Origin of the sequence: Flavobacterium psychroterrae, from assembly GCF_018380615.1 — a bacterium.
GTDB lineage: Bacteria > Bacteroidota > Bacteroidia > Flavobacteriales > Flavobacteriaceae > Flavobacterium > Flavobacterium psychroterrae.
In genome coordinates, this window is record NZ_JAGYVZ010000009.1 from 16667 (window position 1) to 35181 (window position 18515).

An 18515-nucleotide genomic window follows, 5' to 3' on the forward strand; every position below is an offset into this window, starting at 1 on the left:
AATTCAATTTAAAAAAATCTACAAACTTGCTTTTACTTCACCGCAGGTTAACATGTTTTTGGGATAATAAGGATTTTTGATTTCCTTACTGTCACTCAACCACATTGCGTTAGTCATGGGACAAACCTGAAGATGTAATTCTGCATCAGCAGCTTTGAATTTAGGTGCCAGATCCCAAAATGTAATTGAGAGTGATTTAAAAATTTCACGCTGTTTATTGATGTTTTTAGTTGCTGTAATTTCAGCAGCAAGACCTATAATTTCCTTTCTTTTATTCATTGCCTCGTTCATTTGCTGAAGATTTAACTTTTTAAACTTAAAGTTATCCAATGAATTTTTTAATGCTGTGGCGTTTTTTACAACCGCCAGACTATCTGAAACAAGAAGATTGTTTTTTAAAGCCAGATAATTATTTGTAATCTCCTTTTTTTGAAGTTCGCGTTTTTGCACTAATTCGGGAGTTACTTCTTCCTTTGATGTTAACTGGGCTTGCGCCAAAGTGCCGAAGCAAATGAATGCTATAACTAATAATTTTTTCATATAGTGGTATTATTTATTTTTGAAATGATTTTATCTATTTCTATCAGAATGCCTTCAAAATGGTCTTTGTTAAATCCTGTTGATTCACTCATTAGTTTTGCAACATCATTTCTTAATTTTAAAATATGCTGTTTGGCATAAAGCCTTACATCACTTCGCTGAGCTGCATTTAAAGCCTTGCCCGGTTCTACTTCTTTAGGTAATAAAACCATTCCTAGTTTTTCGATATAACTGCGCTGTAAACCTCGTCTGTAATAATCTAATTTTTCATTACCGCTAAAGTTTATCCACACAGTTTGCTGTAAATCGTTTAAAAATTCCGGAACTGTATACGCTCCTTCAAATTGCATCGCTTTAAGGCTGATATTGTATAATATTCCAGAACTTAACAGCATATTTAATATCTGATTCTGCTGATCTGCAATCTGATCTTCTGTTTTTAAAGAAATAAGCTGACTTATATCTTGCGGATACATCCAGAGAGGTGCAACAAACAATTGTCTTCCCACATAATCAATAGCGGCTTTTACTTTTGCTTTAGGAACTGGCTGGTAAACCACGCCTTTTTCATCAACAGTTCTTTTTGTTATATAGTTGTTGCCAATATATTTAAGTACGTGATACAGGTACAAACCATATTGTTTTACAACCGCTTTATGCATATCTGATAAATTATCATAAGCATCATTGGGCTGATAGGTCCATTGAATAAGATTAGGAACGACACGTTTTAAATTTTTAATTCCGTAATCGCTTGCAAGAACGGCATCATCACCAAGATCTTCTGTCTGGCTGCGTGGATCTTCGTCTTTTCCTTCCCCTCCAAACCATAATTTAGGATTAGCGGTTAAACTATCAGTTGTCATTTTGTTCAGTATGTTTTCTTCTTCAAACTCATCTTTAGTTTTAGGAAAATAAGTATACCCCCATTTTACAGCCCATTTGTCATAAATTCCAATACGTGGATAAATTCCCACCGGACTAATATTATCTTCTGGCTGGGCCACATAGTTAAGGCGTGCATAATCCATTATAGAAACGGTATGTCCGTTTGCTTCGACCCATTTTTTATCCCTTAGTTTTTCTACGGGAGTTGCACTGCTGGCTCCCATATTATGACGTAAACCAATCGTATGACCAATTTCATGAGAAGAAACAAAGCGGATTAACTGCCCCATAACCTCATCATCCAAATGCATTTTTCTTGCTCTTGCATCTAGTGGCCCAACCTGAATCATGTACCATCTTTGTACGAGTTTCATCACATTATGATACCAGCCTACATGGCTTTCGATGATTTCTCCACTTCTTGGGTCGCTCACTCGCGGTCCGTAAGCATTTGGTGTTTCTGATGCATAATAACGTACTACAGAATATCTTGCATCTTCAAGACTCATGGTTTTATCCTCTTCCGGCCATTCTTTACCTACAATTGCGTTTTTAAACCCTGCTGCTTCAAATGCTTTTTGCCAGTCGTTGATTCCCGCAATTAAATAGGGTCTCCATTTTTTTGGCGTTGCCGGATCAATGTAATAAACGATTTGTTTTTTTGGCTCGACCAATTGTCCGCTCAGGTATTTTTTAATGTCTTTGTCTTTTGGTTCCAGGCGATAACGCTGAATAATGAATTTTGCCTGTGCGCGTTGTTCATCATCATCAAACAAAACATATTTATTAGCAAAATAACCTACTCTTTCATCGGCAAAACGTTTGCGCATTGGTGTTTTTGGAAGCAATACGATTGAAGTATTTAATCTTAAGGTTATGCTTCCGCTACTTGCTGTAGAGCTTGTGTATGTTTTTGTAGTTTTTACTTCAATGTTAATTGGGTAGACATCTATTGTTTCTATAAAAGATTTATCATCAGAAAGTGAGGTTAGCTTTTTTTCTGTTTTTTCTTTATTTTCGACAGAGAACATTGGATTATCTTTCTTGAAAACATCTGTAACTTCAATAACAACATTTCCTGTGGCAGGATTTATGGTCTTTACAGGAAAAGCGGCAACAATTGGATTTTCGTTACTTCCTGCCAATGCTTTTGCCAGCATCGAATCGGCATTACGAACATCTTGCTTGTATTGCAATGATCTTAAAAAGACAATATTGTTAGCTCCTTTTTCAAAATAAATAGTCTGCTCGTTAGCTTTCTCACCACCAAAAATTCCAATACCTTCAGGAGTTGAAAGATATCTGGTAACCACAATCATATATCTGTTAAATAAACTATCCGGAATTTGAAAGTAAAATTTATTGTCTACCTGATTAATGGTAAAAAGACCTGATTTACTTTTTGAGCCTTCTTTAATTATTTTATCGTATGGTTGTAAACCTTTTTGCGGCGTGCTTGTACTATCCGCTTTTTTTTCTGTCTGTGTCTGGGCAAAACCATGCTGTTGTCCTACAATCAGCATGATTAATACTATAAATAATTTCTTCATCTGAATTAAAATGGAACTGTTTCGTTTGTGTTTAATGTAAGGTTTGGATTTTTTTGCAGCACAGATAAAGGAAATGGCATAATGTATAATCTGGAATTAGGCTGCAAAGTGTACGTTTTTTGCGGAACAGTTTTATTAACTATTGGAAATACCCTTGTAATTGTTTTTGCATATTCTGTTTCATTATTTAATCTCTTTAAATCAAAAAAACGATTAAATCCTAAAAGCAATTCTTTTCTGCGTTCGTTGATCACAAGTTCCATCGTTTCTTTTCTGGTCGTGGGAACGGCTAAATTTACAGTTCCTGATACAATACGTTTTGCTCTTAATGTATTTAAAACGGTAACCGCATCATTGAATTTATCTTCTCTGGCATAACATTCCGCCAGCATTAAATATACCTCGGGAGTTTTCATGCCCACTGTAGGATAAAAAAATCGTGTATATTGAGTTGCCCAATATGCTGTATTTGAACCCTGATCTAAATTTGTGGTGCTTGCAGTATTGAAAAACAAATTAAAACGCGCATCATTGGTTCCAAATAAAGTTCTCAGCTCGGGGCTTATCACATAGCTTTGTGCAAAATTCATTTCATTGTAACCTGTCATGTACATATAACTCAATACTTCGACGTTATTTGCTGCCGGTACAGCAACTACAGTTGGTCCGCCTAATTTGTTATAAGCTACCATGTCAAATATTTGATTGTTGTAAGTCAGTGATTTTTCTGCAGCTTCCTTAGCACTTTCAATTTGACGCTTAAACAAGTGAACTTTGGCTTTAAACGCATAAGCAAATGCCAGCGAGGGATGGTAAACATCAAGTGGTTTTTCCTGAATATACGGCAGTGCTTCTTCTATATCTTTTTGGATAAATTCATACACCTGTGCTACTGTAGATTTTGATGGCTGCGCTTCTAAATCAAATTTATCCATGATACAAATGCCACCATCTGTAGCGGCAGTTTGAGGATCATATGCCTTTGCATAGGTATTTACTAATAAAAAGTGATCATAAGCTCTGTAAATTTTAGCTTCTGCTTTTGCTAATTGTTTTGTTTTTTCATCTCCTGTACTATTATCTACTAATGAAATAATCGTGTTCCATCTGTTAATATAATTGTAAGCCTGATTGTAAAAACTGGACGAATTCATTAAGGAAACCCTATCTGTAGTTTCATCAAAAGTAAAATTAATGATATCAATGTTTGGCGTTTTTCCTATTACGTTTGCTTCTCTCATCCATTGATCGTCTGATAAATATTGAAAATTATTGATTGGATACCCTCTGTTTGGCAGTGATACCGTTTCAAGAAATTGATCAGCTGTTTCAATAACTAAAGAGCCTTTAGGTGTTATGTCTGTATAATCTTCACAAGATGTTACTGTGAGTATGATCAGTGACAATATTAGAATATATAAATTTTTCATTTTTTTTAAAGGGTAAGGTTAAAACCAAATAAATACGTTTTAGGCAATGGTAAATTACGTGTGCCGGAATTAGCAGAATAAACTTCGGGGTCGATACGATTTCCGGCGGCGCTCCAATACCAGATATTGTTCATTTGAAAAGTAAATTTTGCAGATGCAATATTCATTTTATTGGCGAAGAGTTTTGGTAAATTATATCCTAAAGAAATGTTTCTAAGTTTGATGTAATCGCCATCTATTACATTTACATCTGAGTTTCGCCATTGACTGTTCATTGTTATGGCATAATTTCGAACACCTTCGTCAAGATCCACAAATAAACGTGTATTGCCATTTTGGTTTGCATCAGTATAACGATCTGAAATACCTGTGTTGTTTACGGCATCAGAACTCATGTCGATAGTTTCTTTTCGCATTACATTTCCTCCTGAAAAAACAAATAACAAGTTCAAATCAAATTGGCGATAAGAAAATCTTTGTGATAAGGAACCGGTATAAGTAGGAGTTAAACTTCCCATATTTACCAAAGCATCTGTGCTGTTGACTGTTTTTAAACTATTTGCTACCGGAATACCATTGGCATCAAAAGTCATGGATGGATTTCCATTTTCGTCTAAAATATAAGGATAACCATTGACCATTCCTCCATATTTGTAAGCATACAAACTATTGTAGCCTTCATTCTCTAAAAAGTAGTCTAAAGGCGAGCTTGTATATACCGAAGCAGTTGATTGTGCTCTGGTAACTTTTTTAACGGTAGTTTTGTTAAATCCTAAAATTACATTTGAACCAATACGGAAATTACCATTATTGTACCAGTCAGAACCAATACTAAACTCTACTCCTTTGTTCATCAAAGCTCCTGCATTAATTCGTCTGGTCAATGCACCCACAGTAGGATCTAAATCTGTTGTGGCTAATAAATCACTGCTGTATTTGCGATAGATGTCAATACTTCCGTTTAATTTTGCTCTAAATAAACTATAATCTACACCAAGGTTGGTGCTTTGCGTTTTTTCCCATCTTAACATTGGGTTGGGCTGTCCGGTGATATTGGTGTATTGCAAAGATTGATATAAGTTGTCATTTTTTCTTGTAGCGGTTACATATGGGGTTGTAGACTGATCTATGTTTCCGTTAATACCATAAGTGGCTCTCAGTTTAAGTGCCGTAACCCATTTTATTTGTTTCATGAATTCTTCATTACTGGCATTCCATCCTAAACCTGCTGACCATAATGGGCGGTTTTTATATTTAGGATCTACTCCAAACAAATCTGCTCTGTCTACTCTATAACTTCCTGTTAAGTTGTATTTTGATAAAAAGGTATAACCCACAGTACTAAATACAGAAAAATAGCGGTGTAAAATCTCTGTCTGCGTTCTTGATCCAGCTGCCAGAGTTCGGTTATTTCCGTAAACGTAACTTGGCGTTCCTGTCTGGCTTAGCGCAAGGCTATTAATTACAGCAGATGTAAGTGTTACAGGATCATAACCGTATCTTAATTGCTCGATTGTTCTGGGAACAAAAGTCTCTCGCATTTCAAAACCAGCCAAAGCATTTATAGAATGTCTGCCTTCGCTAAAATCCTGACTAAAATCTAATTGATTTCTAAAAGAATAATTACTTGCCTGACTGCTCGATTGTGAATATCGACCTCCTGCCGAAACGCCTTCCGGATACGTATAAACATTTGTAGTTGGATTATATGCTGTTAGCGCATTTATCGCATATCGCATTTTATAAGAGTTAATATCGTAATATTGCTCGTTATCGTTTCTTGTAAGTTCATATTGAAATTGTGTACTTAAACTTAAACCTCTCCATATAGTGGCACGAATATTTGCAAAGGTTCTTAAGTTTAGTGAATTTTCATGCGTGATACCTTCCTGAAGTGCGTTTAAAACATTAAAAGTCATTGGTTTAAAACCGCTTAATGCTGCCATTTTTTCAGCTATAGCAGGATTAATAATACTACCGGAAGTAAAACCATCTTTAATAGCTACAAAAGGCGACAGCACAAGATCCCCATTATCATCTGTGATACGTTCGTATCTTTTTTGAATATCATAACTGCTGTAATCTCCATCAGTAACATCGTCATTGCTGTAAGTTCCGTTTACTCCAAATGTTGCATTTAGCCAGTTATTTAGCTGAAAACTGCTTTTTGCATAAAGATTGAAGGAACGGCTCTCGTTATTTTTAATACGATTTTTTGCTTCATCATAATTAATCGATACATATGTATTCTGTCTGCTTGTACTGCCGGAAAATGCAACATTATAACGCTGTCTTAACTCATTTTGCCATACATTATCACGATAATCTTTCATGTAATCGTTCTTTCTCCATTGTGCAATAGTGCTGTTATAATCTGCACTATTGATTTTTCCTTCTTCTAAATTTCTGTTAAGCTGATAAAGCGGACTGTAATATTTAGGATTGCTGTTTCCAATATCTCCATAACTGCTAAACATCGTAGCTGTGTTTGCAACTCTGGCTCTTTCTCTATTATAAACTGCTTGTTCCAAATCGATCAAATCACTTGTCGAAGCATAATTCATATCGCCTAAATTGGGTTTTGTTGAAACAAAGAAAACCGAATTTATACTTACTTTTAGTTTTCCGTTTCCTTTTTTGGTAGTCAAAACTATAATTCCGTTTGCTGCCCGTGAACCATAAATAGAAGCCGCAGCAGCATCTTTAAGAACATTTACACTTTCGATATCATAAGGATTAATATCTTCTAAAGTCAATTCTGTTGGCAAACCATCAATTACCAAAAGCGGACTATAACCTACTTGTAAAGATGAAAAAGTCCCCATACCACGTAATATTGGAGTATCTGCTGAAGCTCCGGAAGGATTTTTTCGTAACATTAAACCTGCTACACGACCTTCAAGCGCAGTTGACAAGTCTGTATTGATGTTTTCATTTAATGTTTTTTCGTCAATCGTAGTAATCGAACCTGTTGAGTGACTTCTGGTTAAGGTTTGATAACCCGTAATTACAACTTCTTTCATTGCCGCTACCTTATCCTCAACAATCAGCGTTAATTCAGTTCGCCCTGTGATACCAAAAGATTTTTTCTCAATTGTTAGTCCTGAACATTCAATAATACCATTCTCCGGCACACCTTCAAATGAAAAGCTTCCGTCAAAATCTGTTATACTCGTTCTGTTTGTTCCTGAAAGAGCAACTGTTACTCCCGGAAAAGGCTCGTTTTTATTGTTTAATACTTTTCCGCGAATATCGATTAATCCGTTTCCCAGGTTCTCTGCTTTTTCTTTTACAGCAGTTACCACAATAGTTTGATTGGTAATCGTGTAGTTTAAATTTTGGGCATTAAAAATCTGGTTCAGGGTTTCTTTTACATTCGAATTCTTAACATTAATAGTTACAGGTTTAGAATCTTTGAGTAACTTTTGTGTGTAAAAAACTTCGTAATTGGCCTGTTTTGCCACTTCTTTCAACACTGTTTCAAGCTGAGCACCTTTAAAATTAATGGTAACATTTTGTGCTTGCCCTTTATAACTGCAAAGCAGCATGAGCAACACACTAAAGCCGCATAAATAGCTGGAAAAATTAGATTTGTTAATCCTTTTCTTGAATTTTTTGTAAGGTTTTTTTGGTTGTAAATTAAATTTCATACATTTACATTTGGTTATAGTTAAACAATAGGTGGACAACTTATACTGGCTATTAACTTTTAAACAAACCGGAGGCATTGCAACTGCTTCTGGTTTTTTAGTTTATAGTCTCAGTATATTCAGGTAAATTTAAAATCAGGGATATACAATAATTGTTTTTCCTTCAACCTTAAATTTTATATTACTAAGCTCAAGTACTTTTAATACTTCAGACAAATTTTTATTCATAAACGTACCGCCGTTAAATCTTACATCCGAGACATCGCCGCGGTATTCTACTTTAATTCCGTACCAGCGTTCTAATTGTCGCATTACGGTTTTCAAGTCCGCATTATCAAATTTAAAGCGACCGTTTTTCCATGCAATTGCAGCTTCCGTATCCACTTGTTTGATTGTAATTTTATTCAATTTTTCAGATACATTAGATTGTTGTCCCGGTTTTAAAATTGATTTCTGATTTTTATAAGTAACGACTACACTACCCTCTAATAAAGTCGTTTTTACAACCGCTTCATTATCGTATGCATGTACATTAAAATGGGTTCCAAGTACTTCTATATCCTGATCACCTGATTTTACAACAAAGGGTTTGTTTTTATTTTTGGCAACTTCAAAATAAGCTTCTCCATCTAGTTCTACCACTCTTTGATCTCCGTTAAACTGAGTTGGATATTTTATAGATGAAACTGCATTTAGATACACCTTTGTTCCGTCTGCCAAAACAATATTATACTGTCCTCCCGTTGGTGTTGAAAGTGTATTGAAAGAATTAGTGTTTTCTTTTGAAGCAGCAGTATTTGGATTTATAATATACGTTATAACACCATTTGCCCCCATCTTAATTGTCACTTCGTCTTTTTCTCCTTCTTTTGCAATGGTATCTTTTGCCGAAATATCAGAAAGCACAATTTGTTTTCCGTTTGAAAGTGTCAGGATGCCACGATTTCCGCCGGGAGTAATTTCCTGTGGTTTTTCTGCAACCTGAATTATTTGTTCTTTTGGTTTTGCAAAATAAAATAGTCCGGTGCCCAATAATAAAGCAATCGAAGCAGCAACAGCAATGCGGGGCCAAATACGAATTACTTTTATTTCCTGCTGCAATGGTAATTTTGCTTTCAGCTGTTCGTAGCTGTCTTCCAGCTCGTACTCGTTAAGCTGTAAATTGCTGGTAGAAGCTTTGTGCAAATACCACGCATCTAGTTTGTCCTTATCTTGATTAGATAAAGTATTATTCTGGTATTTTTTTAACAACGTTAAGATTTCATTTTCAGTCATAAGTACAACACGAGATTTGGTCCTGTTTTAAGTAAGACAGTCAGAAGGTACTTTTGTCATAGGCAAATGACAAAAAAGATTAAAAAATTATTACTATATCGTTATCAAAGCAAGAAAAGTATTGATTTTTATGTATCAATTAAGATGATACGCTCTTATTTTGATATTAAAATTAACAAAAAGACAATGCTTTTGTCTACCACACAAAAACACCCACAAAATTTTTTAGTTTTTCCCTTAAAATTTTGAGTGAATTATAAACTTGCTGTTTGGCTGTTTTATCTGTAATATTGAGTTGAAGTGCGATTTCTTCATAGGATAAGTCTTCTACTTTTCGAAGTAAAAAAACTTCGCGCATTTTGGCCGGAAGAAGTTCAATTTCTTTTGCAATAATGGCTTCTAATTCTTCTTCTCTAAGTTGAGAATCTGCCAGAACATAATCATTTTCTATAAAGTTTGAAATGGATTCGGCATAATTTGAAACCACTTTTTCATGCGCAATATGATTGAGTATCCTGTTTTTTGTTGCTTTGTATAAATAGGAAGAAAGAGATCCGGTAATGGTTAGTTCATAACGTTTGTTCCAGATGGATAAAAACACTTCCTGAACAACATCATTTGCTTCATCCGGATTGCCAAGCATTTTGTAGGCATGATTAACGAGGAGTTTACAATACCTTTCAAAAATTTCTGTATACGCTAACTGATCATCTTTTTTAAGAAGATCCAGTAAAATATCATCAGCGTATTTGCTATAAACAAGCATTTATTAAAGGGATTGAAGATCAAAAAAGCAATATTAAACATTTTTTATCTTAAAAACTAGATAGAAAAAACGGGCAAATTGTATTGCAAATTGTATTAATCTGAGTACTATTTTTGAATTTTGGTGTTAACCATTTTGAATTCAGGAGTTTACTTTCCTGCCAGATTTTAATTAAAACCCGGTAATGAATTATTTTAGAAAAAATGCAAACAATTAAAAATATAAACTCCGCAATAAACTGAATTATTGCGGAGTTTATTATTTGAAAGTTGAACTTAAAAGATGTAATCTGTACTTAAAAAGCTGGAATCATGATCTTTTACAATTGTATTTAAAAGTTTTTTGTTCGCTGGTGTAATTTTTGCCGCCACGAGAGATCTAATAGAAAAAGAACGTAATGCATCAAAAACAGAAAGTGTACCTTCTGCACTGTCTTTTCTTCCGGTAAACGGGAAAACATCCGGTCCTCTTTGCGCCTGACAGTTGATATTTACCCTGCTTACTAAATTCACAAATGAATCAATTAATAGTGAAACTTCACGCGGTTCTTCACTAAAAATACTTACCTGCATTCCGTGAGAAGCGTTAATTTGATAATCAATAGGATCCTGAATATCTTCAAAAGGAACAACCGGAATTATTGGACCAAATTGTTCTTCATGATACAATTTCATTTCTGGCGTTACAGGAAAAACTACTGATGGAAATACAAATGATTCTTCATTATATCCTCCGTTTTCATTTAAAATTTTAGCTCCTTTTGCAATTGCATCATCAAGGCATTCCTTAAGATATGAGGGTTTATTAACTTCTGGCAATGGTGTAATTTTTACGTTTTGCTCCCACGGAAGCCCCGCTTTTAATTGTGAAACCGCAGCTGTTAGTCTTTTATTAAATTCTTCGGCAATTTCCTGTTGTACAAAAATTAATTTTAATGCTGTGCATCTTTGTCCGTTAAAGGATAAAGCCCCCAACAAGCATTCGCTTACCGCAACATCAAGGTCAGCGTGTTTGGTTACAATTGCAGCATTTTTAGCATCAAGGCTTAAAATTGCACGCAGGCGATTTACTTTAGGATGCAGTTTTTTAAGTCCGTTTGCTACTTTACTTGAACCTATAAATGCCAGTACATTTACTTTTCCGCTTTCCATAATTGGTGTAATAATTTCTGCTCCTTTACCGTAAAGAGTATTAACTGTACCTTTTGGAAAAGCTTCTTTAAAGGCATTCAGCAAAGGATAATGAGCCAGAACACCATGTTTAGGCAGCTTAAATAAAATGGTATTACCCATAATTAAAGCCGGAATAAGGGTGGTAAATATTTCATTTAAAGGATAATTAAAAGGTCCCATGCTTAAAACCACTCCTAGAGGCGCTCTTCTAATCTGGGCAATAGTACCTTCGGCCTGTTCAAACCTTGAAGATTCACGGTCTAAATCTTTTAGTGCGTCAATGGTCTGATTAATGTAGTCAACCGTTCTGTCAAATTCCTTAGTTGAATCCGGTAATGTTTTACCTATTTCCCACATTAATAATTTTATGATGAGGTCTCGTTGCTCTCCCATTAAATACACAAATTTTTGCATGCATTTAATTCTGCCTTCGACCGGCATTTTTGGCCACTCTCCAAATCCGTTGTCATATGCATTAACAGATGCGTCCAGAGCTTCTAAAGCTTCTTTTACTCCTGTATTAGGCACGCTCCCCAGAAGTTTTCGCTGTAATCCATTTTCGGTTGGAATACATATCGGAGAATAAAGTTCTAATACCTCTCCATTCCATTCTACCAGTTCTCCATTAAGTAAATAGGTTTTCTGATGAATTTCCTCTACTTTAAATTCGTCAGGGATTTCACTTTCGGTTTTAAAAATTTTGCCTTGTAATGGAGAATTTTGTTGAGAATCCATAAATATTTTTTTTTAGTTAAGTATTGATTTCTTAAAATTAGATCTATTTACAGCCAATTAACTGCTCAGTTTCAATGACTGAATTGAAGATGTAAATTAGTGAATTTCTGCCAAAATACCGATGGTAAAGTCAATAATTAGGATTTATTTATCTGTTTCAAATTGAAAAGATGGTTTGTTAATCTCTCTGTAAAAGCAAAAAACTCCGCAACGTCAGAGACATTTGCGGAGTTTTCTAAGTAATTGATTTGACTTTTTTATGTAATAATTAAAATTTATGAACTCAAAATATCTTTTAAGAGTCCAGCTTATTTTACATCAAACCATAGTTTTGTTGTAAGTAAGTCTTTGCCCTGAACAGATATTGCTGCCTGATAACTGGTTCCGTTCAACGATTGCTCTGTTCCGGGATAAAAGAAACGGGAAGGAATTTGTCCGTCTAAAACAGCTGCCGGACCCGCTTTTAATACCGGATAATCCAGTCTTCTCCACTCTACAAAGGCATCAAGACCTTGTCCGTAGAATGCAATCCATTTTTGTGTTCCTATTGATTTTGCATAATTTGCTGCATCATACTTCACAGTTGCCTGATTCAAATAAGCAGCAATAGTAGTTGCATTTGTAATTCCAAATTGATTTAATGATGCAGTAATGGCATTTTTATAAAGCTGTTCTGCATCTCCTGCAATATAACCGCGAGCCACGGCTTCAGAAAGATTAAAAAGCGTTTCAGAATAAGAAGCAATTACAGCCGGCGATGCCGAAGTCAGGAAGTATGTTCCTGGTTTTGATGTTTTAGCAAAACCCTGACTATTAGCATCACTGTTTGACAATCCATTTGCTCCACCAACATATTTACCTACAGTTGCATCTGATGGTAACTGCGCATAAACAGGCAAACGCGGATCTGCCAACTCATTTAACTTGTCAACCAATGTTTTTGAAATACGAAAATCATCACGTGTTTCAAACCATGCCGAAGCCGGATTTTGTTGAGGTGAACTGGTGTAAACAAACTGAAATGTTTCGGTATTACTGCTAATTACTCCCGCAGCATCTGATGTTGCTTCAATAGCGGTTTGTTTTGCTAACGCAGGTTCTTTGTCTGAAATTCTTAAAGCAATACGCAAACGAAGCGAATTTACCAGTTTTTTCCATTTTAGAATATCTCCTTTATATGCTAAATCCCCGGTTACAGTTCCGTTTGCTGTATTTAACAAAGTCTGGGCTTGTTTTAAATCTTCCAGTAATCCTGTATATACTTCTTTTTGAGTATTATATGCAGGGGTTACTTTTAAACCTGCTTCTTTGTAAGGAATGCTTCCATATGCATCTGTCAATAATAAAAATGTCCATGAACGCAGGGTTAAAGCAATCCCTTTGTAATTTGAATTTGCCTGTTCAGCAGGAAAATTCAAAATTGTATTTAAATCTGTAATAAGTGTTGCATATCCGCTATTCCATAAAGAAGTGAAAGTAGCATTTGATACGTCAAATCTGTCAGGTTCAGTATATTGAATTTTAGCCCAATGCTGAACAAATAATAAAGAGGAATTAAAATTATTATCTGATCCCCAATATAAGTCAGCGCCTTGTTTTAATGTTCCTGTTAACAAATAAGGAGCCAATGGTGTTTCGGTTGCATTTGGATTTTTATTAATATCATCCAATGTATCATCGCATGATATTAGTGCCAATGCAAATAGAGTTGTATATAATAGTTTTTTTAGCATGATCTTGTTTTTTTAAAATCTTAAATTGACATTAAGGCTGAAATTTCTGGTGGTCGGTAAAGCTAAACTTTCCAATCCTTGTGCGTTTCCTGTATTGAAAGCTGTTTCAGGATCAATATTTGGCGCATCTTTATATATAAATAAAAGATTACGACCTACAGCAGTAATACTTGCTCCTTCTAGTCCCAGTTTTTTAGCAAATGATTTATTGAAATTGTAAGCTAATTTTACTTCTCTTAGTTTTACAAAACTTGAACTGTAAATATAAGCTTCACTAATATTGTACGATGCCTTGTAATATTCCTGTGCACTAATTACTTGATTGTTTGGAGTTCCATCAGCATATACCCCATTAAAAATCATTCCGTCATCAAATACTGGTGCTCCACCAGGCGCAGCAACTCCGGTAGGAAGCAAGGTTTTTGTGGTTCCCGTAGTTGTAGTTGTTGTATAATAATTTAATCCGCCATTTGTTGCATCACGTCCCGGAAGAGTTTCTGCAAGTACACCTGTATAAGTACCCGTTCTATTTGTTCCTGAAAAAAGTTCCCCTCCTACACTTGCGTCAATAAGAAATGAAAGTTCAAGATTTTTATACGTCAATGTGTTTGTAACACCGGCTAAATAATCCGGAGTATAATGTCCCAGAACTCTCTTTGTAGGATCAGCTTTTGGCAGTCCATTAGCGCCTACCACTATATTTCCGCTTGCGTCACGCTCATAAGCAGTTCCGTAAAGTGCTCCGTAAGCTTGCCCTACTGATGCCAATACATCTACACCTCCAGAAGTACCAATTGTGTAGTTTTGAATTTGTTTTGCATAGTCAAGAACTTCAACTTTGCTTGTATTCTTTGAATAATTTGCACCAATATTCCATTTGAAATCCTGAGTTTGAACAGGAGTTCCGTCAAATTGAATTTCTATACCATTATTATTTACTTTACCTGCATTGATTAATTGCGAATTATAACCACTTCCTGCCGTTGTTTTAATCTCTAAAATCTGATCAAAACTATTTGTGTTATAATAAGCAACATCAAAATGAAGTCTGTTTTTAAAGAAAGAAGCTTCTAAACCAACTTCTGTAGAACGTGTTGTTTCCGGTTTCAGGTTTTCGTTAAGTTTCTTTTGTGAAGAAGTTTGAATTGGATTTCCGTCAAATGCCGTTTTAAAATCATAAACTGTAGACAATTGATACGGATCTGCATCGTTACCTACTTCAGACCATCCACCACGAACCTTTAAAAAATCAAGTGTATTGCTTTTTAGATTCAAGGCTTCAGATAAGATCAAACTACCATTAACAGATGGGTAAAAATAAGAACGGTTACTGCTTGGCAATGTTGATGACCAGTCATTACGAGCCGTAAGATTTAAATAAGCATAATTTTTATAACCCAATTGTGCCGATGCGTATGCGCTATAAACTCTCAATCTTGATAATGAGTTTGATGACGTTAACGGATCTCTTGAATTAGTCAATGTATATAAATCAGGCACGGCTAAACGAGGTGCTTTTTGATAATTATTTGCATCACTGTGATTACGAATATTGAAACCCGCAAGAGCATCTACGGTAAAATCATCATTCAATTTTTTAGTATAAGTAAAAATACCTTCCGTATTTTGTTCGTTTACAGTATAAGCGTCTTCGGCATATGATCCAAAAGGAGTTCCGTTTGTACCATATTTAATCTCGTATTTTCTACGATCATTGTAATAATCAACTCCTGTACGGAATCTAAAATTAAGTCCTTCGGCAAGTTTTGCATCTAATTGGACATCCCCAATAAAACGGTTACGTTGCTGACTTGTAGTATTGTAATAAGCATTCCAATACGGATTGCTGTAATAGCTATTGTTCCAGTTAACGTCTCTGTTATTTCTAAGCTGATTAACATCAACCTGGCGCCCGAACCAAAGAAACTGAAGCATAACTCCCGCAGCACGGTTTCCTGTTGGACCACCCGGAAGAGCCGGAGCATCAGTAACAATATAATTCCCTGTTACACCTACTTTTACATTTTTAGATATTTGATAATTAGTGTTAATAGTAAAGTTGGTTTTGTTTACTTCACTGTTAGGCACTGTTCCTGTTTGTTTTTGATTGTTTACTCCCAAACGGAAATCTGATTTATCATCTGATTTGGCAATAGAAATACTATTATCAAAAGTAAGACCTGTATTAAAAAAGTCTTTTACATTATCAGGATGTGCCACAAACGGAACTGCAACACCATTCGAATTAAATTGAGGAATAAGTCGACCATCTAATTTAGGTCCCCAGCTTTCATCAACTCCATCATTAACTCCGCCACCTTTACCATCTACATAACTGAATTTTCCGTTTGATCCTTGTCCAAATGAATTTTGAAAACTAGGCAATGTAGCTACCTGAGAAATTGTGATTCCTGAATTAAAGGTAATACCAAGTCCTTTTTGACTTTTACCGGATTTTGTAGTAATCAAAACAACACCATGCGCCGCACGCGATCCATAAAGAGCTGCGGCATTTGGACCTTTTAGCACTGTTAATGTTTCAATATCATTCGGATTTAAATCGGCAACCGCATTTTTGAAATCGCGGGAAGCTGCGGCTCCACCAGCACTGCTTAACTGCGAGTTATCAACAGGAACTCCATCTACCACAAATAATGGCTGGTTATTTCCCGCTATCGAAGTTTCTCCACGAATAATAATACGGGATGATCCCATATCTCCCTGTGAATTGGTAATACGTACACCTGCTAATTTACCGGTAAGACTATTAAGAAAATTTGTTTCCTTTGTTTCAGCCAAATCCTTATTTTTAAGAGATTGAGTAGTATAACCTAAAGATTTCTTTTCTTTTGAAATACCAAGAGCCGTAACTACTACCTCTGATAATGCATTTTGTTCCTGGGTAAGATCAATAACAATTGAATTTTGATTTGCTGTAATCTCTGCTTTTTTATATCCCAAATAACTTACGATAAGAGTATACGGCAATTTTTGTCCAGTCTGGAAAAAAAACTTCCCGTCAAAATCTGTAATAACGCCGTGTGTAGTACCTTTAATGTTTATTGAAGCGCCAATAATAGGCTCTTTTGTTACAGCATCAACTACTGTTCCTTCGAGTTTTGACTGGATTAACGGTTTTGTTTCCTGAGCTTTAACTCCTATGGAAATCAACAAAATACATAATCCTATATATCTATTTAATTTTTTTTTCATTACTTTGTTTTAGTTTAATAATAAGGTGCGCCGAAAATGGATTTTTCTACTATCGCTTTCCTTACAGAGATGTACAATTTCTTTAAGCTTCGCCATTTCTGCTCGAACAGAAATGGTTTTTTTATTTACAACACATTCGTTTTTTCATTTTTATTTTATTTTGGATTATTATTATTTGAATTGATCTCATAAGATTTTGAACCAAAAATTAAGGATCCATCTTATCAAATTATAAGAAATAAAAATTAGAATCATTGACAGCGCCAACTCGCAAGGCATAATTGTCAAACATTTAAGTTCTACTAATTTGGTAGAACAAAAGTAGATTAAAATCTTTATACCCAAAATTTTAAATGTTTTTTTTGTCAAAAAAATGTTAATTAAAGTTTTAGTAAAATTTTAATTAACTTAAAACAAGAACGTTACTAATTATGAGATTTTTTTACCGTGTAAGAATTTTTTCTAAAACAATAGGATTATCGTAGAAAAACAATCGATTTTAAAACCTAAAACTTATAAGAAACCCGCATTATCATTGAATATGATGCTATTTTGAATTCTTTTTATCTCTATTTTGGATAGATTTCTCCCAATAACAGGATGATTTATTTTGTACTTTTTTAAAGCCTATAATTTGAATCTCGTTTTGTCTCTTTTATAATAATATTCTACCATCAGAAAATCTTTTCTAAACTATTTGCAATAAACTAATTATGTAAATAGGAACGATTATTCTATAAATAAAACTTAAGTAACCTTTTTAAATTTGAATATCAGCGTTTTACTAATAATTCAGATATCCTGAATAAACGTAAAGCCTGATATAATAAAATTGCTGAAACGGTCAATACTGCTACCATCAAAAAAGCAGTTATGAGTAAAAAAAATTAAAAAATAATATTATGAATTTAAATGAATTAGAAAACAACCGTCAGGAAAACGGAAATTTTCAGGATGATAACACAAATCAAGGACAGGAAAAGCAATCTGCAGCTGTAGATCATTCCTTTACAAACAATGCAGAACCTGATTATGGAGATGATTTGAATATTAACGAAATTGATACTGAAAATCTGGATAATGAAAATTTGGGTAATGAAACATTTGATGATGAGGAATTAAATAACGAAGGATTTGAGGATGAATTTGATACTGAAGATGATAACGACGAATTTGGTAATGAAGAATTGGATGATGAGGGGCTTGATGACCTGGATAGTGAAGAACGAACTGATAGTAACAGCTCACTATAATTATAAAAAACCGTCACTTTTAGACGGTTTTTTTTATGTGAAAGGTAAATCCTTCTGCTATTTGAAAAGAATAATACTGTAAAACAAAAAACTCCAGGAATCAGGATGATTTTGGAGTTTTAATTTTTGTATGAAAAAATGTTAATGCTATAGCTGCATTTTAAATGTCAGACTCAATATTGAGCCCGTTGGGTGCAATTAAGTTAAAAATACAAACTGTATAAATTAGAACGCGGATAAAACAGATTTGCTTTGCAAAAACGCAGATTTTCGCAATTTTTATATGAAATTTAAAAAAAATCAGTGTAAA

General features: G+C 34.5%; 10 protein-coding genes. 1 reads left to right on the plus strand and 9 read right to left on the minus strand.

The features are described 5' to 3' along the window. Positions 1–18 precede the first annotated feature (18 nt). The 9 genes from KHA90_RS10780 to KHA90_RS10820 form a co-directional block, all read right to left on the minus strand. Entirely contained in the window at positions 19–540 is a 522-nt protein-coding gene (locus tag KHA90_RS10780) for a DUF3347 domain-containing protein (protein ID WP_213299133.1), read from the minus strand. Beyond that, on the minus strand, positions 537–2978 hold the full coding sequence (locus KHA90_RS10785) for a zinc-dependent metalloprotease (RefSeq protein ID WP_213299136.1): 2442 nt from the start codon (positions 2976–2978) through the stop codon (positions 537–539). Before KHA90_RS10785 ends, KHA90_RS10780 begins: the two co-directional genes overlap by 4 nt. Positions 2979–2983: 5 nt before the next feature. Continuing rightward, positions 2984–4408, minus strand: a complete 1425-nt coding sequence (locus KHA90_RS10790; RefSeq protein WP_213299139.1) for a RagB/SusD family nutrient uptake outer membrane protein — start codon at positions 4406–4408, stop codon at positions 2984–2986. Between the two features lie 5 nt (positions 4409–4413). Beyond that, on the minus strand, positions 4414–8058 hold the full coding sequence (locus KHA90_RS10795) for a SusC/RagA family TonB-linked outer membrane protein (RefSeq protein WP_213299142.1): 3645 nt from the start codon (positions 8056–8058) through the stop codon (positions 4414–4416). 135 nt (positions 8059–8193) lie between these two features. Continuing rightward, positions 8194–9333, minus strand: a complete 1140-nt coding sequence (locus KHA90_RS10800) for a FecR family protein (RefSeq protein ID WP_213299145.1) — start codon at positions 9331–9333, stop codon at positions 8194–8196. Positions 9334–9529: 196 nt separating this feature from the next. Then, positions 9530–10099 (minus strand): RNA polymerase sigma factor, encoded by a 570-nt coding sequence (locus KHA90_RS10805; RefSeq protein ID WP_213299148.1) that lies wholly within the window; start codon positions 10097–10099, stop codon positions 9530–9532. 275 nt (positions 10100–10374) lie between these two features. After that, the gene (locus tag KHA90_RS10810; RefSeq protein ID WP_213299150.1) at positions 10375–12006 is read right to left on the minus strand and encodes an NADP-dependent glyceraldehyde-3-phosphate dehydrogenase; all 1632 of its coding nucleotides are present in this window, start codon (positions 12004–12006) and stop codon (positions 10375–10377) included. Between the two features lie 308 nt (positions 12007–12314). Further along, positions 12315–13739, minus strand: coding sequence for a SusD/RagB family nutrient-binding outer membrane lipoprotein (locus KHA90_RS10815; protein ID WP_213299152.1), 1425 nt, complete (start codon positions 13737–13739; stop codon positions 12315–12317). A 12-nt stretch (positions 13740–13751) separates the two neighbouring features. Next, entirely contained in the window at positions 13752–16952 is a 3201-nt protein-coding gene (locus KHA90_RS10820) for a SusC/RagA family TonB-linked outer membrane protein (protein ID WP_213299154.1), read from the minus strand. A gap of 902 nt (positions 16953–17854) precedes the next feature. On the opposite strand from KHA90_RS10820, the gene KHA90_RS10825 reads away from it, so the two are divergent. Beyond that, complete coding sequence (locus KHA90_RS10825) at positions 17855–18205, plus strand: hypothetical protein (protein WP_213299156.1); 351 nt, start codon at positions 17855–17857, stop codon at positions 18203–18205. The last annotated feature ends 310 nt before the right edge of the window (positions 18206–18515 follow it).

Excerpts from the sequence above, each read along its gene's own strand:
- KHA90_RS10805 (WP_213299148.1), bottom strand. The coding sequence starts at position 10,099 with ATGCTTGTTTATAGCAAATACGCTGATGATATTTTACTGGATCTTCTT.
- KHA90_RS10800 (WP_213299145.1), bottom strand. The coding sequence starts at position 9,333 with ATGACTGAAAATGAAATCTTAACGTTGTTAAAAAAATACCAGAATAAT.
- KHA90_RS10815 (WP_213299152.1), bottom strand. The coding sequence starts at position 13,739 with ATGCTAAAAAAACTATTATATACAACTCTATTTGCATTGGCACTAATA.
- KHA90_RS10790 (WP_213299139.1), bottom strand. The coding sequence starts at position 4,408 with ATGAAAAATTTATATATTCTAATATTGTCACTGATCATACTCACAGTA.
- KHA90_RS10825 (WP_213299156.1), top strand. The coding sequence starts at position 17,855 with ATGAATTTAAATGAATTAGAAAACAACCGTCAGGAAAACGGAAATTTT.
- KHA90_RS10795 (WP_213299142.1), bottom strand. The coding sequence starts at position 8,058 with ATGAAATTTAATTTACAACCAAAAAAACCTTACAAAAAATTCAAGAAA.
- KHA90_RS10785 (WP_213299136.1), bottom strand. The coding sequence starts at position 2,978 with ATGAAGAAATTATTTATAGTATTAATCATGCTGATTGTAGGACAACAG.
- KHA90_RS10820 (WP_213299154.1), bottom strand. The coding sequence starts at position 16,952 with ATGAAAAAAAAATTAAATAGATATATAGGATTATGTATTTTGTTGATT.
- KHA90_RS10810 (WP_213299150.1), bottom strand. The coding sequence starts at position 12,006 with ATGGATTCTCAACAAAATTCTCCATTACAAGGCAAAATTTTTAAAACC.
- KHA90_RS10780 (WP_213299133.1), bottom strand. The coding sequence starts at position 540 with ATGAAAAAATTATTAGTTATAGCATTCATTTGCTTCGGCACTTTGGCG.